The 24,673-nt window shown below is 22.8% G+C and carries 22 protein-coding genes and 1 pseudogene; 15 read left to right on the top strand and 8 right to left on the bottom strand.

The window, feature by feature from the left end; all coding sequences use genetic code 11:
• The 4 genes from HMPREF1092_RS17330 to HMPREF1092_RS15395 all read left to right on the top strand — a co-directional run.
• Positions 1-309, top strand: a 309-nt coding sequence (locus tag HMPREF1092_RS17330) for an FIVAR domain-containing protein (protein WP_002599608.1), incomplete at its 5' end; no start/stop codon positions are given.
• Between the two features lie 383 nt (positions 310-692).
• Positions 693-1,490: a class B sortase gene (srtB, locus tag HMPREF1092_RS15405; protein ID WP_002599607.1), complete on the top strand. Its 798-nt coding sequence runs from the start codon at positions 693-695 to the stop codon at positions 1,488-1,490.
• 1,303 nt (positions 1,491-2,793) lie between these two features.
• Entirely contained in the window at positions 2,794-2,958 is a 165-nt protein-coding gene (locus HMPREF1092_RS17325) for a hypothetical protein (RefSeq protein WP_186003725.1), read from the top strand.
• A 2,217-nt stretch (positions 2,959-5,175) separates the two neighbouring features.
• Positions 5,176-5,421 (top strand): NINE protein, encoded by a 246-nt coding sequence (locus tag HMPREF1092_RS15395; protein WP_081606349.1) that lies wholly within the window; start codon positions 5,176-5,178, stop codon positions 5,419-5,421.
• A gap of 145 nt (positions 5,422-5,566) precedes the next feature.
• Here HMPREF1092_RS15395 and HMPREF1092_RS15390 read toward each other — a convergent pair whose 3' ends face one another.
• Together HMPREF1092_RS15390 and HMPREF1092_RS17320 are read right to left on the bottom strand one after the other, a co-directional pair.
• A complete protein-coding gene (locus tag HMPREF1092_RS15390) occupies positions 5,567-6,106 on the bottom strand; it encodes an ATPase (RefSeq protein WP_040414441.1) in 540 nt (179 codons plus the stop codon).
• Positions 6,107-6,126: 20 nt separating this feature from the next.
• Positions 6,127-6,297, bottom strand: a complete 171-nt coding sequence (locus HMPREF1092_RS17320) for a hypothetical protein (RefSeq protein WP_002599605.1) — start codon at positions 6,295-6,297, stop codon at positions 6,127-6,129.
• Between the two features lie 1,018 nt (positions 6,298-7,315).
• Here HMPREF1092_RS17320 and HMPREF1092_RS15385 point away from each other — a divergent pair.
• Positions 7,316-7,680: pseudogene (locus HMPREF1092_RS15385) on the top strand (Rpn family recombination-promoting nuclease/putative transposase); the annotation flags it as partial.
• Positions 7,681-8,326: 646 nt separating this feature from the next.
• Here the strand turns inward: HMPREF1092_RS15385 and HMPREF1092_RS15380 are convergent.
• The 4 genes from HMPREF1092_RS15380 to HMPREF1092_RS17455 all read right to left on the bottom strand — a co-directional run bounded on the left by HMPREF1092_RS15380 (position 8,327) and on the right by HMPREF1092_RS17455 (position 10,467).
• Entirely contained in the window at positions 8,327-8,788 is a 462-nt protein-coding gene (locus HMPREF1092_RS15380; protein WP_002599603.1) for a hypothetical protein, read from the bottom strand.
• A 288-nt stretch (positions 8,789-9,076) separates the two neighbouring features.
• On the bottom strand, positions 9,077-9,319 hold the full coding sequence (locus HMPREF1092_RS15375) for an SPASM domain-containing protein (protein WP_040414439.1): 243 nt from the start codon (positions 9,317-9,319) through the stop codon (positions 9,077-9,079).
• A 194-nt stretch (positions 9,320-9,513) separates the two neighbouring features.
• On the bottom strand, positions 9,514-9,729 hold the full coding sequence (locus tag HMPREF1092_RS17460) for a radical SAM protein (RefSeq protein ID WP_341349175.1): 216 nt from the start codon (positions 9,727-9,729) through the stop codon (positions 9,514-9,516).
• A gap of 510 nt (positions 9,730-10,239) precedes the next feature.
• Positions 10,240-10,467, bottom strand: coding sequence for a hypothetical protein (locus HMPREF1092_RS17455; RefSeq protein WP_207637644.1), 228 nt, complete (start codon positions 10,465-10,467; stop codon positions 10,240-10,242).
• 170 nt (positions 10,468-10,637) lie between these two features.
• Between HMPREF1092_RS17455 and HMPREF1092_RS17315 the strand changes: the two genes are divergently transcribed.
• Positions 10,638-10,811 (top strand): hypothetical protein, encoded by a 174-nt coding sequence (locus HMPREF1092_RS17315; protein ID WP_002599602.1) that lies wholly within the window; start codon positions 10,638-10,640, stop codon positions 10,809-10,811.
• Between the two features lie 59 nt (positions 10,812-10,870).
• On the top strand, positions 10,871-11,071 hold the full coding sequence (locus HMPREF1092_RS15370; protein WP_002599601.1) for a hypothetical protein: 201 nt from the start codon (positions 10,871-10,873) through the stop codon (positions 11,069-11,071).
• 3,027 nt (positions 11,072-14,098) lie between these two features.
• Here HMPREF1092_RS15370 and nrdG read toward each other — a convergent pair.
• Together nrdG and nrdD are read right to left on the bottom strand one after the other, a co-directional pair.
• Positions 14,099-14,596: an anaerobic ribonucleoside-triphosphate reductase activating protein gene (nrdG, locus tag HMPREF1092_RS15365; RefSeq protein WP_002599600.1), complete on the bottom strand. Its 498-nt coding sequence runs from the start codon at positions 14,594-14,596 to the stop codon at positions 14,099-14,101.
• Between the two features lie 100 nt (positions 14,597-14,696).
• A complete protein-coding gene (nrdD, locus tag HMPREF1092_RS15360; protein WP_002599599.1) occupies positions 14,697-16,820 on the bottom strand; it encodes an anaerobic ribonucleoside-triphosphate reductase in 2,124 nt (707 codons plus the stop codon).
• A gap of 597 nt (positions 16,821-17,417) precedes the next feature.
• Here nrdD and HMPREF1092_RS15355 point away from each other — a divergent pair.
• The 8 genes from HMPREF1092_RS15355 (at position 17,418) to HMPREF1092_RS15325 (ending at position 24,638) form a co-directional block, all read left to right on the top strand.
• Complete coding sequence (locus HMPREF1092_RS15355; protein WP_002599598.1) at positions 17,418-18,215, top strand: TIGR00266 family protein; 798 nt, start codon at positions 17,418-17,420, stop codon at positions 18,213-18,215.
• Positions 18,216-18,372: 157 nt separating this feature from the next.
• A complete protein-coding gene (locus HMPREF1092_RS16840) occupies positions 18,373-18,531 on the top strand; it encodes a DUF1540 domain-containing protein (protein WP_002599597.1) in 159 nt (52 codons plus the stop codon).
• Between the two features lie 223 nt (positions 18,532-18,754).
• Positions 18,755-19,435: a type 1 glutamine amidotransferase domain-containing protein gene (locus tag HMPREF1092_RS15350; protein ID WP_002599596.1), complete on the top strand. Its 681-nt coding sequence runs from the start codon at positions 18,755-18,757 to the stop codon at positions 19,433-19,435.
• Positions 19,436-19,787: 352 nt separating this feature from the next.
• A complete protein-coding gene (gene tyrP, locus HMPREF1092_RS15345; protein ID WP_002599595.1) occupies positions 19,788-21,248 on the top strand; it encodes a tyrosine-tyramine antiporter in 1,461 nt (486 codons plus the stop codon).
• A gap of 298 nt (positions 21,249-21,546) precedes the next feature.
• Positions 21,547-21,975: a PPC domain-containing DNA-binding protein gene (locus HMPREF1092_RS15340; protein WP_002599594.1), complete on the top strand. Its 429-nt coding sequence runs from the start codon at positions 21,547-21,549 to the stop codon at positions 21,973-21,975.
• A gap of 399 nt (positions 21,976-22,374) precedes the next feature.
• Positions 22,375-23,061 (top strand): hypothetical protein, encoded by a 687-nt coding sequence (locus HMPREF1092_RS15335; RefSeq protein WP_002599593.1) that lies wholly within the window; start codon positions 22,375-22,377, stop codon positions 23,059-23,061.
• A 45-nt stretch (positions 23,062-23,106) separates the two neighbouring features.
• Positions 23,107-23,946, top strand: coding sequence for a coiled-coil domain-containing protein (locus HMPREF1092_RS15330; protein WP_002599592.1), 840 nt, complete (start codon positions 23,107-23,109; stop codon positions 23,944-23,946).
• Positions 23,947-24,188: 242 nt separating this feature from the next.
• Complete coding sequence (locus tag HMPREF1092_RS15325; protein ID WP_002599591.1) at positions 24,189-24,638, top strand: hypothetical protein; 450 nt, start codon at positions 24,189-24,191, stop codon at positions 24,636-24,638.
• Positions 24,639-24,673: the final 35 nt, after the last annotated feature.

Here is a 24,673-nt window from a genome sequence, read left to right as displayed (position 1 = left end):
CTTTCAAATGAATTAGGTAAAGCAAATAATACTTTAAAGAATAAATCAGAATATACAAAAGCAAGTGCAGAAAATCTTACAAATGCAATTAAAAAAGCAAATAATGTTATGGAAAATAGTAATGCAACACCAGAGCAGGTTAATAATGCAATCAAAGATTTAAGTAATGCTATATCATCAAATAAATATAGAAATAACCCTAAAACTGGAGATACTTCTGAGCTACCAGAAGTACTAGGTATTGGAGTTGCATTAATAGCATTAGTTAGATTAAGGTTTAAAAAAATATTTAATAAAAAAAGTAAATAATTTATAAATTTAAAACAATAAAATCCTACTATATTAAAGTTAAATAGTGGGATTTTACATTGAAATTAAACATATATATATTCTAATTATAAACAATGAAATTAATGTGAAAAAAGAAAATAATATTAATTGTTAGTATTTATTTAATATAATGAATACAGAACATAAATTAGAAATTATGATAATATTAAACTTGGGTAATTTAGTTAAATTTGTAGTTTAGTTAGAATAAATTTAAAAATAAATATTCCTCTATTACAAATGCTTGTATTGAATTATAAAAATTTATTTGTAGTTAAATTAAAGCAAATTTAAAGTACTAAAAGAAAATAATAAGTTGTGTTAAATACTATATTCATTTCAACTATAAGGAGGTTAAATGTATGAAATATGATAAAGGAATTAATAAAATAAAACATATTATAAGTTGCATATTAGTTATTATAATTATATTTTGCTTGTATAAGATAATATATAAACAATATGAATATCATATTGCAAATGAGCAAACTCAAAAAATACAACATGTAATGAATTTAAATTCAGAAAATATAAAGGAACCTAGCTTTTTTAATAAGTTAGAGATAAGTAAGATTATAATTAATGCTAATAAGTTAAAAGATATAAATAGTGATTATCAAGGGTGGTTAATAGTAAATGGAACTAATGTAAATTATCCAGTTGTTCAAACAAATAATGATAATTATTATTTACATAATAGTTTTTATAAAGAAAAGAGTATTGAAGGTAATCCATTTATTTATGATAAAACTAATGTAAATGAATGTTTAAATTTAAGTTCTACAGATTCAAATAATATGATAATATTTGGACACAATATGAGAAATGGAACCATGTTTGAAAGTATATCTAATTTTAAAGATACTAAATTCTTCGATGATCACAAGTATATAGAGTTTATTAGAAATGGTAAAGTTTATGTTTATGAAATATTTGGAGATGCAGTAGTCCATGCAAATTATCCTTATATAGTGTCTACATTTAATAGTGATGATAGTTTCTATGGTTACATAGCAGGAATAAAACAACAAGCATATTTTTGGAGGGATATACCGGTTAAATATGGAGATAATATTTTAACTCTATCTACTTGTAGTTATGAATTTAATAATGCTAGATTTATTGTATTAGCTAAGTTAATAAAAGTAATAGGTGAATAACTTAAATTTTTATTAATATTTTGTTGATAAAAAGTTTATGAATAAATTATATAAATATAGTAAAGTAGCTTATTAATTGATATTTGATTTATAACTAATACATTAATTAAGTAAGTATAAGTGATAATATATAAATAATTAAGTAAATTGTTTAACTTTAGCTGAATAAATTTATTTAGTTCTAAATATTAAATTTATCTTAACAAAATATATATTATCACTTCAATAAATTATAGATATAATTTAAAGAGGACTGTTATTTTTTGATAAATATGATTTGATGTTACTATATAATAGAAAATTGGATACTGAAAATATAAGGAATAAAGTTTATTCTATAACATTAAAGAATAAGTTATTTAGTGATAAAGATAGTATAAAAAATATAGTAAACTATTTTATGAAGTAATTAAAAGATGAATTTTTAGAAATTGGTTGGAGATTTATTTTTGAATAAGTAAATAGGAACAGGGCGTTAAAATATTTTAATAAATAAATATAAACAACTTGTCTATCAATATTATATAGAGATTGTAATAGAAATCAATAGTACATTCATATTATAAAGAAATATCAAGCTCGAGTAATTAATGAAACAGTTATATTAGATTGGATACCAGATATGAACAATAATATCCTAAGTTAAGGATGTATAACAGGACAAATTATTAAAAGAGTAAATATATGCAAAAAGTTATTATTTACGGTAAAATGTAGGAATTTCTTTAGATATGAGTAGAATTTTACAATAGTATTTGCTGATTATTATTCTATCGTATTGGAAGTGTTAAGTGCCAATAGAGTTTTTATAACTATTAATGATAAAGGGAATATAATTGAAATATCAGAATAAGTTTGAGAAAAAAGGTCAAGAAAGTATTAAAAATTGTAAATTATGGGTGTCATATTTAATGTTAATAAAATATTATAAAATAATATTGAGTTTAATAAGAATATGTACATTCAATTCGAAAATGTATGAAAACTGTTAATTCTTTAGATAATGATTTAAATAACAATACAATTATATCTACAGATAAATAGAATATTAAATGTAATAATATATAATTCAGTAAATGAAAATAATGTTATTAATAATATGATCAACGACTTGATAAATAAAGATAATTAATTAAAAATGACTATAAATAATGATAACTATATAAATTTTAAACTTTTAGAAAATTTAAATTAAGTATTAAGCACATTTACTAGAAGTTAAGTAAAAAGAAAATATAACTAAACCTGAATTACTAAATAAATTTTAAAAATTATTATTTGGATATTATAATGAATATATTAATTGAATAAAATATTGACTATTATAATTTGGGTAGGATTAGAAATTTTTTATAGAACAACTAGAAAAGTTGATAATGTAGCTATAGATTTTATTATAAAAGGAAGTTGTAGGACATTCTTTACAACTCATAAAATATTAATAAGGGAAATAGCTACAATTAGATAAACTATGGGATATGGTTGACTATAAATACAGAATAACATATAAGCTTGAAGATTTAATAAAATTAATATAGAGAATTTAATTTTTTAAAAGACATGTTTTTACAATATGTCTTTTTTATATAAAAAATAAGGAGGTTTTTAATGTGAATTAATATAAAGGAGATATGATTAAATTATTATATTATGGAATTAAATATATTAGATAAATATACTATTTAAAAATGATAATATTCATTTAATATTTGATATAAAATCTGATGTAGTATCTAATAATTTAAAAACAGAAAAATTAAATGATAATACTACTAAAAATTAAATTTATATAGTTTATATATTTTTCAGTTGATTCTTTTAATATTTATATAATATTAGCATAAAATATGAAGTTCTTAAGCCTTGAGTATCAAATCAGTGCTTTATTTTATTTAAAATTAAGATTTATCAAATTTAATTTCTTATGATTGGAAGATTAAAATATTGGATAAATAATATATTAAATTAGAAATAAAAATATAAAAATATTTTAAAAAAGTTAATATAAGAGGCTTTGGTTGAAAGGAAAGGGTTTAAAAACTTAAAGAAGCTTAAATATATGTTATTCAGGATAAGTAATTTTTATAGTTGATTCTAATGTTTGTTTATATTAGTAATTAATAGCATTTACTTATAAATTATTAAAAATAACAAAAGAGTATAAAATATCAAGACAATTTTTTATAAATGAAAATTGTAATTAGTAAAAAATTTCTTATGTATGATAAAAATATTAAATACAAAATTATTATATTAACTAGAATATTATCTGGTATGTTTTATATACATTTAACTACTATAAATTGATATAATTTAATTAATATATCATTTCCAATGGTTATGTATTTTTTATCATATTAATATATTGGATTTTTAATTTAGTTTTTATAAGAAATATTTTTATCGATATTTTAAACAAATATATACCTAATTTTTAGCATTTATATTATATATTATTATATTTTCAATATTGTCTTTCATTGGATATCTAAAAATAAATCTCCAATAGAAATTGGGTTATATACAATATTATATCTATATTAAATTTTATATAATTTTAGTTATGGTAGAGTTTATTCAAAGGAATATAGAGAAAAAATCTAAGTTAAAAGAACAGAAAATTAAAGATAAAATTTTCAAAAAAATATAATTATATATCCAATATTTACTTAGCTAAAATTAAATTAGATTTCACAAATAAATTTTATAGTGATTTATTGGGAACAAATAGTAATGCTATTAAGTATTTAAATATATGTAAACATAATTTAGATATAATAAATAAAGAATTAAATACTGGAATTAATAGTGATATATTTAGCAATAAAACATATAGGTATATAAATAATAATATTGAAAATATAATAGATTTAATTAGGTTAAATAATAACTTTAGAAAGGAAATTGATTGTTTATATAATGAAATATATTAATTTAATAATATTATTATAACAATTGGTAGGTGATTGATTAACTTGTATATTTGGAAATTTATAGATAATAAAATCAAAAAGTAATTTTTATAATATAAATTACTTTTTTGTGAAATAAATAATTGTTAAGCAATAAATATATATACAATATATATATATATATATATATGAAATTTAATAATTATTTTTTATGTTATGATAGAAACAACTCATTAGTAATATTTTTCTAAATATAATTACAAGTATTCATATTATTATGTATAATAATTTAAATACTTTATAATTCTAATAATTAATTAATTAATTTTCTATTTTGTTATTATAAATTTATTGAAATTTTTAGATAAAATATTTTTATATAGAAGATATTAGCCTTGATAATATTTAGTTACTTAAAATATTGCTGATACAAAATCTTTAAGATTATTAGAAGTTAAAGATTTATAAAAAAATAGGTTAATAAGAAGAGTTTTATTAAATAAAAGAAATTTAGGATTGATTAAGCTTATTTGATAATTTATTTAATAGGCTCAGATGAACATTAATTTGTTAATTTACCAAGGAGGAATAATAATGCACTAAAACAAATATAAAAATAATTCTTGATGTTGAGTTAATACAAAAGAATTTTTTATAATATAACTGAATTTGTAGAAAAAGTTTTCAAGGCAAACTAAAGAAAATTAAAAGAGATAAGGATCAAATATATTTTGTAAAGAATGTGGAAAAGAATTAAGCGATAAGTCAAGAATATGTCCAAATTGCGGTATATCACTATCAGGAAATGGAAAAAGAGTAAGACAAAAGCTTTATTACTTTGTTTCTTTTTAGATGGGTTTGGAGCTCATAGATTCTATTTAGGTAGAATAGGTTCTGCTATAGCTATTATAATTTGCTTAATTTTTATTGTAGTAACACCTATCATGGTTCTTATAGATTTTATAAGAATATGTACTAATAGTTTAGGACCAGTAAATGGGGAATATATAAAAGATTAAAATGGTAAAGGCTATAATTATATAGCCTAAACCTACACATTTAAAAATGGTACATATAACATATTTTTTTAGAAATTATATCTATTAAAAATTAATGAAAAAGGAGTTTAAGATTTAAAATATATATTTAAAACTCCTTTTTTATTTAATGAATAAAATCTTTATTCATACATGGATTCTCAAAAAATATAATTCCATTTTGAATTATTGCAACTAAGATTACCACATCATCATTGTTGTATACTTGAACTTCATCGCAAAGAGATATTACTTTTTTTAAGTTTTTAAAAGAATCTTCAAACCTCTTCTTAATTAATTCAGGTGCAATGCCATGACCACCTTTAGTAACTCTCTTTAGAACACGTTCTATACCGATATTACTATTGCTTACATATACATATAGCATTATAACTTTATAGCCTTTTTCTTTAGCTTTCTTTATATTCGATAAAATACTTTTGCCAGATAATGTTGTTTCTTGATTAAATGATATTCCATTTTCAAAATAAAACTTAATTAACTTAACAGCCTCTCTAGCACATTTCATTTGAAGATTATTATCTTTCCAATCTCCTAATCTGGCAACCATTTCATCTGTATTTATTCTTTTTTCTAATTTATTAAGAGAATGATATTCGCTTGTATATAAAGTAGTTTTTCCAGCTCCATTGACACCTGCAAAAATAGTATAAGTTTTTTAATTCATTACATATCACCATCTATAACCTTTCTAGCTTTTTTAGCTAAATTTTCGTTAAATAGATGTATATAAAATGATATTTCTTCTTCAGTTTTTGCATTTTTAGCAAGATTCAATAATTCAGCACAAGTTAATTTACTTAAATTATTTAATTCATTAACTAATGTATTTTTCATATAGTTTTGTCCTCCTATATTTTATTAATATAAAATAATTATATCAAAAATCAATTTAAAAAAGTATTCTATAATAACTATTTAAAAAGTTTTGATAGTGATGTACAGATAGTATCTGAAAAAGGAATAGAAAATTATCAAGAATATTATCCAATTACAGGTATTAATGATAGTAAGAAATTCACTAAAAGAGCTTTAAATTACTTGAATTAGAGCAGTTTTCTGCTTTAAAAATAAATTATTTTACGATAGTTATTATATGAGAATTAATAGATATATTTGAATACATGATAAATTAAATTAGTTACTTAAAAACAAAGAAAAACACTTCAAATCTAAAAATAAAGACTTATATGGTAGCCTTAGATTCGGATATAAAAATAGATAACTTAGAGAATTCAAAAGAGATAATAAAAAACTAGAGGAGTATAGGGGTATAGAGTAAATAACGAAAGAGAAATTTATTTTTTTTCTTTTAAAATATTAAATAAATTTCAGAAAATGATTTTATATAATAATATGACAATTATAATTTTATTTAAAATACTATTAAATGATAATTTAAAACTAAAAATAACTAAAATACAAATAATTTTAATCCAATAGAAAAATGATTAGAAATTTTAATATTATTAGAATTAATATTAATAAAGATAAAGTTAATTCACCGATTGTTGGATTAATTCCTACATTAAGTAGATAATAAAGAGAGTGGTCTAATTTTATTGTCTTTATATTAAATCCTGATTCATTCATTAAAGGATTTCATGATGGATTTCAAGCAGGATTAAAATAAAAGTGATGAATAAATAACGGGTTTTTTAGATAATATAAAAAAGAAGAGAAGTAAATAAAAAAGGTGGATTAGGTAGAGCAGTAACGGGAGGAGCATTATTTGGAGCAACTGGAGCTATTGTTGGTGGAATAACAGCAAAACAACCAAGTAATCAAATATGTAATTTAATTAAAATAAATATAATAACTATAAATATTGATAACCAATTGTTACTATTTACTTGTTAACCAAAAAAGAAAAATGGATTCATTAGAAAGATGGTTAGAGTTTTTAATAGAACCTGAAAGCAATACTGTAAGACAATTAGAATTAAGTGATGAAGCTATAGAACAGACAAAAACGGAATTATATAGATTAAGTATGAATAGTAAAGAAAGAGAAATGTTATTATATAAGGGAAAAAGCTATATATGATGAAATTTCAGCTTTAGAAAATGCAGAAAAAAAGGGACTTGAAAAAGTAATAGAACAAGGTAAAACGGAAGTAGCTAAAAGTTTATTATTAGCAAATATTGAAATAGAAGTAATATCTAAATATACAGGGCTTACTTAAAGAGGAAATAATAAAAATAAAAGAAAATTTATAAAAATAATTATTATATAATTCACTTAATATGAAAATAATTGGCAAATAATAAAAATCACACTATATTAAAACTAAATAGTGTGATTTTACATATTTTCTACTAATAGAAATTATAATGATTTCATTAATTGTTATAACTAAATTTGTTGTTAATAGTGAAAAAATAATAAAGTAAGTTTTAGATATAATAAAAATTTAAAAGATAAATGATTTATTTTTCATTCAATAATCCATGTATTTTCAAGACATCACTATTAAAGGGCCTTATTGAATCTGATACTACATATGGTAGTATAATATTTCTAATAGAAATCATTACTATTTTTTAATATTTCATATACTTCTCCTTATCTTAATAGATTTATATATTTTAGAAAATTAAAAAATTGTTTATGAGTCAAGTATATAGAATAACCTAAATATTTTCAAATATCCTAAAATAGTAGAATAATACAATAAAATAGAATACAAGTAAAAATTTTAAGTTAATCTTGCTGTTTCAATTATTGGCAACCATATTGTAATTTCATGTTTCAATAAACTGAGAAGTAGAGAAAGCTTTATTTCTCTACTTCCTATATGTTAAATATAACTTATTAAATATAATAAAATCAAATTTTATTAGAATAAATTTAATTTTATTGTATTTAAGATTTAGATGGAACATCCGATAATAATTTATTATATAAATTTTGTGTTAGAGTGTTATTATCTAATCCAATTAAAAATTGATTAGTAGTTGTTTTTATATAAATAACTTTGCCTTTTGCATTATTTATATAACATTCTGTAAAACCTAAATTTTTCATATAATTATGACCATAAATTATATTTCCGTTTTGACCACCACCATTTAATATTATAGATGGAGCGCTATTTAAAAGATTCAATTCTATGATATTATCTAAATTTAAATTAACACCGTTTTTCCCGGTGATATCAAGTGTGTTTTTAGTTAATGTAATATCAAATTTTTTGTTTGGAACTACCATAATATTTATAAATACTAGAAAAGATAAAAAGAAAACAAAAGCACACGATAATAATATAACAATAGGTTTATTTTCTTTTATAATCATAACAATAGGTTTATTTTCTTTTGTAGTCATAAAAACTCCTTTTTATTTGGAATATTTTAACATAATTAATGGATTAGTGAAGCATAATATTAAATAATATATGCTTCAACTTTAAACAGGTTATATGAAGTTGTAAATTAGTCACCTTCAATAACAATACAAACTGTAGTTACTGCACCAGCAACTTCGAGGCATCTGTAGCCATACAAAAATTAGCATAAATATATACATTTGCAACACCATGAACTGCATCAATAGAGTTGGTATAAACATAAGGACTTTCTCCAACAGATATATCCAATAAGTCTGAATTAGATCCTACTTATTTAAATTATTAAAAATATTGTCATCAATTAAATCAACAGTTATATTTTCTGAAAAAAATAATTTAGGAAAATTTTCACTAGAAGTACCTAACTCTGAAATTGAAGTTATACTTTGTGATAAATCGTGAATAAAAGGAATTTTAAATGCTTTATTTAATCCAGAATTCCAATATTCTTTAAAAGAGTGATTTCGTATATTACCTAATATAATTGGTAAATATACTGAAGCAGTCAAGATTCCATCAGAGTTAATATAGCCATGAAGTGTAGCATCTAATAATTCTGTATAGCGAATTAAATGATCAATAGGATCTCCTCATTCAATTTTTTTAGGAAAACTTAAATTTTGAGAGTTATATTTATCTATAAAATTCACAAGCTCTCTATACTGATTTTCTGTATGTAGTATAGAGTTTAAAGAAGTTCTACCTAAAGACATAAATGGCTAAGCTCTAATTGAATGTGTTTCATTCCATGTTTTTTCAATGCTAAGACTTTTTCCTTAGTCATTAAATATCCATTACTAACCATATTGATTTTATGAATATGAGGACTTAAAATATCACACATTTTTAATAATAAATCATATCTTAATAAGGGTTCTCCTCCACAAAAGCAAAATGTGTGAAGATTGTTTTCGGATATTTATTTGGCAAGAATAATGAATTTACAATAACTTAGTTCATTACGAATTAAATCATTTCCACTTCTATTAAAGCAGTGAAGACAACGTAAATTACAATTATTAGTGATATCAATACTCATAGTTAAAGGAAAACTTATTTTACTAGAGTAATCAGTTTTATATTACATAAAATACCTCTAAGATTTTTAATTAGCAATAATTTAATTTTATAACATTTTATTATAAAAAAGACATAAAAACATAACATTTCTAAAAATTTAATAATTTTAAAAAAATTAATTTATTTAAAATGTATACAATAAAATGAATGTGTTAAATTAAAATAATTAGTTTGAAGTTTAAATAATATTTTATTCTAAAGAAAAGTATATTTTCAAAAAAATATTTATTATTCAAATTTTGGATATTAGTAACTGGTAAAATTATAAATATTAAATGAAAATAGAGGAACGCATTATTATTTTTTATTCTATCAACGAAAGTTTTTTTGGTATCTTCAATTCCTATTTTTACTGTTCTTGGTTTTTATTAAATTTTGACTTAATTAACATATCTTCTCTCATAGTATACTTTACAAATTTATCTATGTTCTCATTGATAGAATTTATATACTTGATATTTTCTTTTTCCATGCTTAAACTGATTTCTTTAATTAAGTCTTGTTTGAAGGATGATAATTTATTGTCTAAATCTTTTATAATTTCTCCTTTGAGTTCTTTTATTAAATTATTTTTCACCTTCGAAGATTTTAGTTATTTCTGAAATAGTTTTGTATTGGTCATATAGTTCTTTTATACTAAATAATAATATTCAGCAAGTGTATTTAAGAAGTTCGGAGAAAGTGAAGATTATAATACTATGATATTAGGTGGTTGTAGAATTCCATTTGAAGTAATACAACCATACAATGAAAAGCTTAAAGGAAATAATCAAAGAAGAAAGAGAAGAATCAAATAGAGAAGATTCACTTTTAACAGGTTTAGATTTAGATGTTTTAGAAAAATATACTAAGATAAAGAAGAAAACTAATACAGTTAAAATTTCTGGTAAAACTAAAAAGTATAAAAAAAGAAAAGATTAATTTATTAAATTATCCAGATATATGGTTATAAAAACAATACAAAAACTTCTGTAGATGCTATGAATGGTTCAGCAAATGCAATGCAACAAACTGGAGTTGTCGTACAAAGAGCAGATTATAAAATAGGTGAATTAAATAAAGAAGTAGATAGTTTAAACAATCAAATACAGGATTTAAAACAAAGTAATACAAATCTACAACAAAAGTTCGAAAATGCAAATGCTGAAAATCAAACTTTAAATACTGAAACGAGAAATTAAAAGAACAGATTCAAGGCTTAACAGAAAATAATGAAAATTTAACAAAACAAATAAATGGATTAAATACACAGGTTAAAAAATTGCAAGGCGAATTAACTAAATCAAACGCCAATAATGAAAATTTAAATTCTCAAATAAAAATTTTAAATGGAAGCATTGAAAAATTAAAACAATAAATACAAGACAATGAGAATATAATAGATCAAAAAAATAAAGTAATACAAGCAAATGAAAATATAATAAATCAAAATAAAGTTGCTATTAATAATCAAGATAATCAAATAAAAAAATTAACAAGTGAATTAACAAATACACAAAAAGATTTAAATGCTACTAATGAAAAATTAGTAAATCAAAAAAATGAAAACACAAGCAATTTACAAAACATTGATAATGCAGTTAAAAATCAAACAACACAAATAAATAATGCAAAAGCAAAATTAAATAGTGCAGAGAATAATTTACAATCAGAAGCATCTAATTTTGGCAATGGCTAATAAATAAATTAAATTTTATAAACGACAGATTTAAATATATATATTTAAATCTGTCGTGTATATATTATATCTTTCTTAGTTATAAAGTATCAAAAAAAAGTTATTGATGATATAGCTAAAAAGTTAAATAAATATTTTAAATATGATCTAAATATCCTAATTATATACAATATTGAGTTAACCTAATTAGAGAGTAATTCATTTAAATTTATTGTATAGTTAAACTATAAATTAGGAAATATTGATTATAAGTTATCGTTATGCTTAACGTATTTTTTGATTTTAAAATCCAGATTAGTTGTAAGAATAATATATCGAGTAAAATTCCAAAATGTAAACATACTTCTACTTGAATATTTCGCTAAATCCATATTATTATAATTTCTAATATTTAATATGTATTTTTCTTATTATAAATTTAATTTTAATTTCTATATTTGATTTTCAATTATCAGCACAAACACTATACTTTAAAGTAATTTGAAGTATAAAAAATACTAAATTTAGCACTATTGAATGAGCCTCGATAGATGACAAAACTGACAAGGGAGATAGTATAATATACTGTGTATATTACATTTTTCATTTGTACAGTCTAACTATTTCTCTCTGATTTTAAACTTCAAAATTGCTTTCATTATATATAAATTATTTTTAGTTATCTATCAAACTAAATACTTATTTTATAACTTCCAGAGTAGTAAAATTGACGTAAGCATAATTTAGAGATGTAAGCATTGTAAAACTTAAAAATTTATTTGAATGAACTTTCATCTATACTTGATATTTTGAAAATAAACTAAAAATAGGAATATCAATACTCTTTAATTATTAGGTACTTCTTTTTATTCAAAAGCATTCTAATTTCTTTAGTCTTTTCCTAATTCTTGCTGAACGTGATATATAGTATAGTCATGAAATTTATTTGTCATTCATACCTTGAAAATAGAGTAATAAAATATCACTATGTTATTCTCATACAATTTATATAAGGATATACAGATTTTTTATATTAAATACATAGAATATAAAATGTAAAAGTTCAAATGATATATACTCATAAGAATATTTATTAACAATTATATGTTCAATTTGGTTTGTTTTTGATATTTCACAAAACAACATTTTACTCTTAGAGCATCTTGAAAGCTGTCTTTTCCGATTGCTTAATTTACCTTTAATGACAATCAGAATCTAAGCGTTAAATATAATCTTACGATGTACTAGAAAGAAGATGTTCTCATAATCCAACCCACTTTATGTTGAAAGCCTAAATATATAAAATTAAATATTTCATTCGTAAAAATGGAAACACTATTTATATATTTCTAAGATGACTAAAAAATCTAGGACAAACTGTGTGTCTGTATGAGCTAAAAAGAATATATTTAATTTGAGGATTTAACTTTCAGTAAAAGTAAGATGAAGTTGCTCCATCATCAATCAAGAAGTAAGAACCATTAATAAAAGGCCTTTTATATATAAATAATAATTCTGCAATATTTACAATTTTATTATCAGCTCTAGGGACGATCAGAAAGATATTTTTCAAATATGTTTTTATAGAAATATTATCGCTTTATTAGAACTCAAGAATAAAGTGATAGACAATAACGATAAAGATATTTATGGAATTTCAATATTTAATGTTTATAGTTATGTTAAGATAGAGCTATTATATATTAGTAGCAGATAGAAGAAATTTATGATATATGATAAAGTATTAGTTTTATTAAAAATTATAGTTTCAAAGATAGTAAAATATTAAATTAAAAATTTCAAAAAATGGTGAGAAAAATAAGATTTTAGATTTAATAACTATAGTATTAATAATTATACTTGTTTTATTTGTTAATAGTTTAATGAATACAAGCATAAAATTTAAAGTTATAATAAATATAGTTTTGCTAATAATAATGTTTATATTTATGATTATTAATATTTTTAAAATATTTATTATATTATTTATAGTAAAAATATGTACACAGAAGAAGAGAAATAAGATGCAAGAAATAAACCTAATAAAGTATAGAAATAATTCTTTTACTAAATAATAGATAGGATATGAGAAAACTGTACGAAAGAAAAAAAGAAGAAAGGCGTAAAATATAATAAAATGTAAAAAGCATTAAAACTATTTTAATATAATTTAAAACATATTTATTTTAAAATACAAAAAGCCTAGATAACTAATGTTTTCTAAGTTTTTTCTTTTCAGATATAAAACTAATTGCAAAAGTAACTGATGGCAATAGAAAAAGAAAGTTAATTTTATCATGTAATATAAGTGAATTTATTACTTCTTATATAGAATATAATGAACTTCAAAATAAATTAGATAAAGAAGAACTTAAAGCTGGAAATGCTGTAATTTATAATTTAACTAATATAAGTAAAGAAAGTACACTTTTTAATTTTAAGGTCAAAAAAATTGGAATATTATATTTTGCATCAGGATATGGAGAAGCTTAATATAAATGAAAGACTCTAAATAGAAATAATATATAAATCTATTTAGAGTCTTTTTTATTTATATTATTGTAATTACTTTATTTTCTTTAAGAGATTTTTTAACATCTATTACTCTTTGATTAGAAGAGCCTCTATATTTTAAGCTTATATTTCTATTAGCTATTTGAAACTTTCCATCTATTAAAACATCAACTTGATTTAATAATTCTAACTTTTTAGGATCACTTATAATTTGTTCGTAAGTATATCCAGACCATAACCATATAGGTTTAGCTGTTTCTTTTTTTATTCTTTTTAATAAGTTCAATAAAGTATTATCTTTTGTTTGTTGCATTGGCTCTCCACCAAGTATATTAACACCTTTAATTTGTGGATTTAAAGTATATTTTATAAACTCATCTTCAGTTTCTTTATTAAATTCATTACCATAATTAAAGTTTTGTTGCTCATCATTAAAGCATCCATCACATTTATGAGTGCAACCACTTACAAATAGAGTTGTTCTAACACCAGGGCCATTTGTAACATCAAACTTTCTTATTTGTGCATAATTCATAAATTTTCACCCCTTGTACTTTTCTAAAAATTCATTTAAATATTTAACTTTTGTTGATATGTAAAGAGTGTTTGAAATACTCAAACACTCAAAATGTTTATTAAAGATGTAAAACTCTTTCTCCAATTTCTTGAGTTCTACCTTTATTCCAGAAGTTAGTTCCAATATAACCACAAGTTCTTCTCATAACTTGCATTTCATCTTGGTCACTATTTCCACAAGAAGGACAATGCCAAGTTAAGTCTTCTTTATTTAATTGGATTTCACCTGTAAATCCACATTTGTAACATACATCTGGTTTTGTATTTATTTCAGCATATTGAATATTGTGATAAATAAAGTTTATTACATCTTCAATAGCTTCAACGTTTTTGCTCATATCTGGCACTTCTATATATGAAATACATCCACCAAGAGATATATTATGGAATTGTGATTCAAATTTTAATTTAGAGAATGCATCAATTTCCTCACATACGTGAACATGATATGAATTTGTATAATATAATCTATCAGTTACATTTTCTATTTTTCCAAATCTAGCAGTATCAATTTTACAGAATCTATATATTAAACTTTCAGCTGGAGTTCCATATAAACTGAATCCTAATCCAGTTTCATTTTTCCATTCATTACATTTGTTATTCATGTGATTCATTACTTCTAAAGCAAATTTTTCTCCTTCTGGAGTTGTGTGGCTAACTCCAAGCATTGCATAAGTTAATTCACATAATCCAACATATCCTAATGAAAGTGTAGAATATCCATTTTTAAGTAATTTATCTATTTTTTCACCTTTTTTAAGTCTAGCTATTGCTCCATATTGCCAGTGAATAGGACTAGAATCAGAAGTTATTCCAAGTAACATTTTATGTCTAGTAAGTAATGCTTCTTTACATAACTCTAATCTTTCATTAAATATTTTCCAGAATAAATCCATATTACCTTTAGCTAATATTCCTATTTGAGGAAGGTTAAGACTTATAACACCTTGATTAAATCTTCCATACCATTTATAATTTCCATTTTCATCTTTATAAGGAGATAAGTGTGAACGACAACCCATTGGAGGGAATGCATTTCCTTCATAATTTTGTCTCATAATTTTAGCTGATTGGTAATCAGGAACTAATCTTTTAACTGTACATTTAGCTGCAAGTTTAGTTATATAATCATATTTACCACCTTCAAGGCAGTTATGTTCATCTAATAAGTATACTAATTTAGGGAATGCTTCACCAATTTCTTGTCCTTTATAGTTTTTCATTCCTTCTAATCTTTGTCTAATCATTTCTTCACAAATTAAAGCCATTTCTTCTTCATAAGGATGACCAACTTCTATTTCTAAATAAATTGTAGAGAATGGTGCTTGACCGTTAGTAGTTTGTAAAGTTGATAATTGATATCTTATAGTTTGTATACCATCTTTAAGTTCTTTCATTTTAGCATCTAAAGCTAATTTCTTAGCTAATTCTTCATCATGTAAAAGTTCTAAATAATGATTATATGCTTTATTTTCAGTTACTTTAAGATATTTAGCTAAATGTTTTATAGTAATACTTTGTCCCCCGTATTGGTTAGAAGAAACTTGAGCAATAATTTGAGTTGCTACAGTACATGCAGTACTAAATGATTTAGGCTCTTCTACTAATTTTTCATTAATAACAGTAGAGTTAGAAAACATATCTTCTAAGTTAACTAAACAGCAGTTAAACATTGGTGATAAACTATAATCCATATCATGCCAATGAATAGCTCCTTCATCATGTGCTTGAACTATGTAAGCTGGAATTAATTTTCTTCTAGAAATATCTTTAGATACTTCACCAGCAATTAAATCTCTTTGTGTTGCAGCTACTACTGGGTTTTTATTAGAATTTTCATTCATTACATCTTCATTTTGTCTACTTAATAAATTTAAGATACTTTCATCTGTAGTATTAGTATTTCTTTTAAATTCTTGTACAGCTCTATAACCTTCATAAGCTCTAGCGGTTTCTATTTGACCGTAATGAACTAATCTATCATATACATATCTTTCGATTTTATAAATTGTAGCAATATCATTTTGCTCAATAAAGTATTTTTCAGCATCATCAGCTATTAATTTAGCTATGTCTGGTAAGTAAATTCCACTACCATTTTTCATTGCTTTTGTTATAGCTTCATTTATTTTATCTTTGTTAAATTCTACGTTACTTCCATCTCTTTTTATTACGTCCACTTAAAACCACTCCTAAAATTATCTTTAATAAAATGTAAGTCTTTTCACTACAGTTTGTTTATTATGTCCTGAAAGACACAGAATATTGTACTACTAAATTTATTTTCATACAACATATTGAATTTTGTTATTTTAAAGGAATTATCGGCTTATTCTTTAAACAACTTAATTTTTCGACATAAATTCTTAATTTTTTAAAATAATATGCTTCTTGAAATTTTCAAAAAATATTTTTCATATTAAATTATAAAGATAATCTTTTAGTTTTTTATAAGTTAAATTGTTTTATAAATATAAAAATATTAATATAAAAATTGAAAACAATTTATTATTATATTATTTGATAAATTAAAAAAAATATTTTAATAGAAGTAATTAAAATTTTTATAGGAAATAATAATAGAGAAATATAAAGTAAATAAATATAGAATTAAAAAAATATTTGAGATATATTAAAAAATAATATTTTTTGAATCTATTATATATAAATTTAATAAATATTAAGGTATATAATAATAAAAGTAAAAATTTAAATAAAAATTAAGTTTATATTGAAATAGATTAGTGTAAAATATAATAAAAAATAGGAGGTTTTTTATGTATAATGATGAAATAGACTTTAAAATTTATGGCGATGATATGCAGTTTGTAGAAATAGAACTTGATAGAGGTGAATCTGTAATTGCTGAGGCTGGAGCCATGATGATGATGGATCAAAATATTCAAATGGAAACTATATTTGGTGATGGAAGCAAAAAATCTGGTGGACTTTTTGGTATTCTTGGTGGAGCTGCTAAAAGAGCTATAAGTGGAGAAGGTCTTTTTATGACTTTATTTACTAATGGTGGGCCTCTTAGAGAAAAAGTTGCTTTTGCATCTCCATACCCCGGGAAAATTATTCCTGTAGATTTAAGAGCATATGGTGGAAAAATTATTTGCCAAAAAGATGCGTTTTTATGTGCAGCTAGAGGTGTAAGCGTAGGAATTGATTTTAAAAGAAAGCTTGGAGCTGGATTTTTTGGAGGAGAAGGATTTATTCTTCAAAAATTAGAAGGTGATGGTATGGCTTTTATACATGCTTGTGGAACTATAGTTAAGAAAAGTTTATTTCCAGGACAGGTTTTAAAGATTGATACTGGATGTTTAGTTGCTATGACTAAAGACATAAATTATGATATACAATATGTTGGTGGAATAAAGAATAGTTTATTTGGTGGAGAAGGTATTTTCTTTGCCACAGTAACAGGACCTGGAGATGTTTGGATACAAAGCTTACCTTTTAGTAGGCTTGCTTCTAAAGTCTTTGCAGCAGCTCCTCAAGGTGGAGGAAAAGATGTTGGAGAAGGAAGTGTTTTAGGTGGGCTTGGAAATTTATTTCAAGACAATAGATTTTAATAAAAACTACTTATTATATATATAAATATAGAAGCCTTCTTTAGAGGGCTTCTTTTTATTTAGAAGTATTGGAAAATATTAAATTTAATTTTTAAGAATAAAAAACCATTCTTAGAGACAAAATAAAATCGTAATTTAATTAAAGGAGGGGATTTAAATGGAAAAGAATCCTTCAATAAAATGTTCAGTTCAACAATGTAAATTTAATAACAATTCAGAAAAATATTGTACATTAAATGCAATTGAAGTTGGAACTCATGAATCAGATCCAAAAATGACTGAATGTACAGATTGTTTATCATTTGAAGTAAAATAATCTAACATAATAAAAAGGAATTAGAGAAATCTAATTCCTTTTATTTATTATTAGATTTAATATAATAAATTTTATACTTTACTTTTTGTAAGTTAGTAAACAAAAATTGCGTACTTGTAGATAGCTTATTAGATAATTATAATAATTAATATCATTAAGAAGAAAACTTTTAACTTGAAAAATATATATTTAAAATATTAATTTAAACAAAGGAGAAAATAAGATGAAAAAGATTTTAGTAGTTGTAACAAATGTATCTAAATATGATAATTATCCAAGACCAACAGGATTATGGTTAGGAGAAGCTGTTCATTTCGTAAATGAAATAGAGAAAGCTGGATATGATATTGATTATGTAAGCCCTAAAGGAGGATATACTCCAATTGATCCTCATAGTTTAGAAAATGATTTTATGACTGAAGTTGATTGGAAATACTATACAGATAAAAACTTTATGAATAAATTAGGAAATACACTATCAGTTGATGAAATAAAAGTAGAAGATTATTCAGCAATATATTATACAGGTGGACATGGTGTTGTTTGGGATTTTCCAAATGATGAAAAGTTAGCTAAGATAGCTATAGATATTTATAATAATAATGGTATAGTAGCATCAGTTTGTCATGGAGCTGCTGGACTATTAAATATAAAAAATGAAGATGGAAGTTATTTAATAGCTAATAAAAAAGTAACTGGATTTTCAAATAGCGAAGAGATAGCAGTTCAATTAGATAAACTTGTTCCTTTTTTAACAGAAGATGAGCTTGTTAAAAGAGGTGCAAAATATGAAAGAGCTGAAGATTGGGCTCCATTTGCTATTACAGATGGACGTTTAGTTACAGGACAAAATCCTGCTTCTGGTGCTGATGTAGCTAAGCAAGTATTAGAATTATTAAAATAATTAATAGATAAATTAAATATTAAAAAGGACAGAATAAATTATATTTTAATCTGTCCTTTTTTATTATATTTTTTATAGTTGAAAGTTTATTAAAAGCTTATAAATTGTTGAAAATTTAAATAAATTATATTGAAAATAGATAAAGTTTTAATAAAAATGGAGAAAATGAATGAAATATTTACATAATTATGGGGTCATTAATGAATTAATAGTTAAAAATGTCTTTCTATATATAAAACTAGTGAATAAACAGATTTTAACTAAACAATAAATCAGATCAGAGTATAATTTTATAAAAAAAATATATATTTTGGGGTTAGATAATATATAGTTATGTATCTATAATTAGCATATGAAGGTTTTCGAGGAATCTTCAGATAAAAAATTATATATGAGTGGGAAGGATGTCGTTACTATGGAGAAGAGTAAAAAACTTAGTCTAGTACAATTAATTGGTATTACTATGGCTTTCTTTGGTACTGTAAGAAGTGTTCCTACACTAGCAGCAACTGGTTGGACACAAATTTCTTACCTTATCGCAGCAGTAGTATTATTCGCTATTCCAATAGCATTAATTGCAGCTGAACTTGCAACTGCATATCCTAAGGAAGGAGGTCCTCAAGTTTGGGTTAAAGAAGCATTCGGAGAAAGATTTGGTTTCGTAACATCATGGCTTTTATGGGTTCAAATGTTTTTCGGAATGGTTATGATAGCTTCAACAGTTGGAGTTATGATTGGATACGGAGTTGGTAGTCCAAAACTTGCTCAAAGCAACATATTCATATTCATATGTATAATAGTTGGATACTGGTTAGTAACTTTACTTAACATGAAATTTGATATGGTTAAAGTAGTTGGTAACTGGGGAGCAATCATTGGAGTTTATATTCCATTTGCTTTATTAATAATCTTAGGATTAATTTATTTAGCTAAATTTGGAATAAACCCTCATGGATACTTAGCTGGCGGATTCTCAGCTAGTAAGGTAGTACCTAATTTCCATAATAGTGGAACATTAACTTTATTCTCAGCTATTGTATTTATATTTGCTGGTATTGAAATTTCTTCAGTTCACGCAAATAATATTGATAATCCAAAGAAAAATTATCCAGTAGCTGTAATATTCACATTAATAGTTATCATAATTTTAAACTTAATTACTGGTTTAACTATGGCAAATGCTGTTCCAAATGGAACTATGGAGTTCTCAAACATTTTACAACCATTCTCAATATACTTTAAAGCATTAGGAATTCCAATGATATTCACAAATATCATAGGATGGATGATTGCTATTGGTATATTAGCACAATTATCTGCTTGGGTTCTTGGACCATCAAAAGCAATGATTAAGGTTGCAGAAGAAGGATTATTACCAAAAGTATTCCAAAAAAGAACTAAAAAAGGTATACCAGTAACTTTCGTTTTAATTCAAGCTATTGTTATTTCTTTACTAGGTTTTATTTATGTAATAGTACCAAACGTAAACACTGCATTCGTAATGATTACAATTACTACTACAATAATTTACTGTTTAGCATACATCTTAATGATATTTGCAATTATCAAATTAAGATATTCTAAACCAGACTTAGAAAGACCATTTAAATTAGGTGGAAAAGGAACAATGTGGTTTGTAGCAATTCTTGCATTAATTGGTGTTTTCTTAACAATAATAGCAAGTTTAATACCACTAAAAGGAATAAATCCATTAGGATATATTGCATTCCAAGTAATAGCTTCAGCAGCTATGTTCATAATTCCATTAATAATTTATGCTTGCAAAAAACCAAGCTGGAAGAAGGATGCTTAATTATTAATAGACGAATCTTGATATATAAAATAAATTTTTAGCCCAAAATGAAATTTATTTAATATATTTAAACGACAGACTTACTCAATAAATAAAAATTTTCACTAATAAGAAGAACTCTTTAAAATTTTTTAAAGGGTTCTTTTTATAGATTTAAACAATTTAGTAAAGAAGAGTTATAATTATATAATGATTGTACAAAAAAGATTTTATAAAGAAATTGTTTAAAAAATTTTTTATACTGTTTTACTGATTTATAAAAATATAATAAAATACGTTAAAGTTTGAGGTGTTAAAAATGGAATTTAAAAAAATAAATAATACATGGATTTTAAGAATAGATAAAGGTGAAAAAATAATAGATTCTATCAAAAAGTTCTCTAAAATAAATAAAATTAAGCTTGCATCTATTTCTGCGATAGGAGCAGCAACAAATATAAGAATAGGATATTTTAATTTAGAAACAAAAGTTTATAATGAAACTGTATTTAATAAAAAATATGAAATAACTAGTTTAATTGGAAACTTAACAACTAAAGATAACGATCCATACCTTCATATGCATATAAATTTTAGTGGTGAGGACTGTATAACTTATGGAGGACATTTTGTTGAAGGAACAGTAACAGCAGTATGTGAAATTATTTTGACAGAAATAGAAGGTGAAGTAACTAGATACTTTAATGAGGATTCAGGATTGAATGTAATGAGTTTAAACTTATTATAAAATTTACAATATTTTTAAAAAAAGAAAAAAATGATATATTAAGGATAATTATAGAACATATAATAAAAATAAACTAAAAGCTTTGAGAGTAATAATAGAACTTTCAAAGCTTTTAGTTTATATATAATTTTAATAAATAATCAAAAAGTAATTCAAATAGACAACATATTTTTAAATTTTGAATTGTAAAATTAATAATTTTAAATAATAACTAAGTTTTGTAGTAATATATTTGGTCTATAAAATAGTATTTTAAATATTTATAATATTATTAAAAAAATGAAAATCATAAAATTAATAGTGTTTTTATAATGACTAAATAAAAATTGACTATTTAAATAAAAAAGTATATATTAAATAATGCGTGAAAATATTTACATAAGATGAAGGGGGATTAAAGTGATTAAGCATAAAATAATTACTGGATTTTTAGCAACTTCATTAGCTATTTCTGGATCAGGTATAGCTATAATAAATGCTTCAAAATTAAATAGTGAAAATCAACTTGCTATCACAAATCAAAATGTATCAAACTATGTTGATAAAGTAAACAGCACTATAAGACTAAATGAAAACATAATAAATAATATTAAAAATGAAAATGATAAATTAACTAAAAAAAATAATGTTCTTGAAAAATCAAATTCAGAAAATATAGATAAATTAAAAAGTGAAGAATCTAAAAATGAAATTTTAGAGAAAAAGCTTATATTACTACAAAAAGAAAATGGACAACTACAAAATAAAAATAAGGAATTAGTTAATGAAAATGATAAATTAACAAATGAAAAAAATTTACTAACTAATGAATTAGGAAAATTAAATAAAAAGATTAAAAATCTATTAGATGCATTATCTATAATTAAAGGAAATTCTGATTATAAAGATATGAGTTCTAAACAGCAATCACAAATAATAGCAACCTTATTACATTATTGGGGATATAAGACAAAGACATCTAAAGCAATTGCAAGTATATTACAAAATCCAACTAAACCTTGGGATTGGGATTTGAAAGAAAATAAAAGTAATATAAACAATAAACACGAAAATACAAGTGATAGTAAAAATACTATTACAACTTAAAATTTAATAATAAGATTAAATATATAAACAAAGGAGAAAGATAAGATGATAAGAGCAAAAGCAATTGCACTGAGTGCAGCTACCATATTAGCAGTGGGGGGAATATCAATAGCACTATTATATGCAAATAAATATAATGGAGATCAGGCTTTGAAAAAAGCTCAGTCTGATGTACAAGTTTATGAAGTTAATTCTGTAAATGCTATGAAAAGTGCAGAAAATACAATAACTACATTAAAAGGAAGTATAAGCACTTTAAATGAGAAAATTTCTTCCTTAAAAAATCAAATAGATACTATTAATAAATCAAAAATAGCTTTACAAAATCAAATAAATAAGCAAAATAGTGAAATAAAAGAAGATCAAAATACAATTGAAAGTTTAACTAATCAATTAAAAAATGCAAAAGGATCAGAGGCAACACAAGCTTCAGAAATAGAATCATTAAATAAACAAATATCAGATTTAAATAATAAAATAAAAAATTTACAATCAAGTAATTCAGATTTACAAAATAAATTAAATACTGCAAATGCAACAATAGCTAAATTAGAAAAAGAGTTAACAGATGATCAAAAAGAATTAGAAACTGATAAAAATAGTCTAGAAAAAGCTCAAAATGATTTAGCTCAAGCAAATAAATCATTAAATGATAAAAATACACAACTAGATAATTATAAAAAAGCTTATGAGACAGAATATAATCAAGTAAAAATAGCTAACGAACAAATTGCCCAAGCTAATAGCGATGTAAAAAAATATACTACAAGTATAGATAATACAATAAATGCTGGAAATAAAGAATTAAATCAATTTAATAAATTTTTAAATAACAATAAATCAACTAGTAATAGTTCAACTACTAATAATAGTACAACTAAATAAATCAATTAAAATAAAAAGTTCTAAGTATTATATTTAGAACTTTTTTGTTTTTTATTTTATATTTAATTAGATTAATAGTATCATATAATTTAAATTAAGAGTATATTTTAAAAGAATAATTATGTAGAAATTACTAGGAAATAAGTAACATTTTAGTTAAAAATTTATATAATATAATATAAGTTAATTAATCTAATGTTTTGTTAGATTAATTAATAAAAATTATGTATAGAGGTGTTTTTATGTATTATTCAGAAGATGATAAATGTATGAGCAGAAGAAATCTCTGCAAAGACTATAGATGGGAAAACGAAAGAAATTACTGGGAAGATGATGAATGGGAAGACAATGAAAATTGGTTTGATAGAAAAGATAAATGTAGAGATAGAAAAAATCACTGCAAAGAAGATAAATGGGAAAACAACGGAAATTGTTGGGAAGAAAATAAATGGGAAGACAATGAAGATTGTTTTGACAGAGAAGATGAATGCAGAGATAGAAGACATCATTGTAAAGAAGATAAATGGCAAAACAGAAGACATTTCTGTGAAGATAAATGGGAAGACAAAGAAGATTGTTTTGACAGAGAAGATAAATGCAGAAGAAGACATTGCTGCAAAGAAGATAGATGTAGAAAACATTGTCGCATTTATGTATGTAAATGTAGATGTAAATGTAGAAGATGGTGCTAGTAGATAGAGAGTATACCAGTAAATATAGAAATTTT

It is taken from the genome of Clostridium thermobutyricum (assembly GCF_000371465.1).
Taxonomy (GTDB): Bacteria; Bacillota; Clostridia; order Clostridiales; family Clostridiaceae; genus Clostridium; species Clostridium thermobutyricum.
Note: the sequence above shows the minus strand (reverse complement) of the source record. Positions and strands in the feature narration are given on the sequence as shown.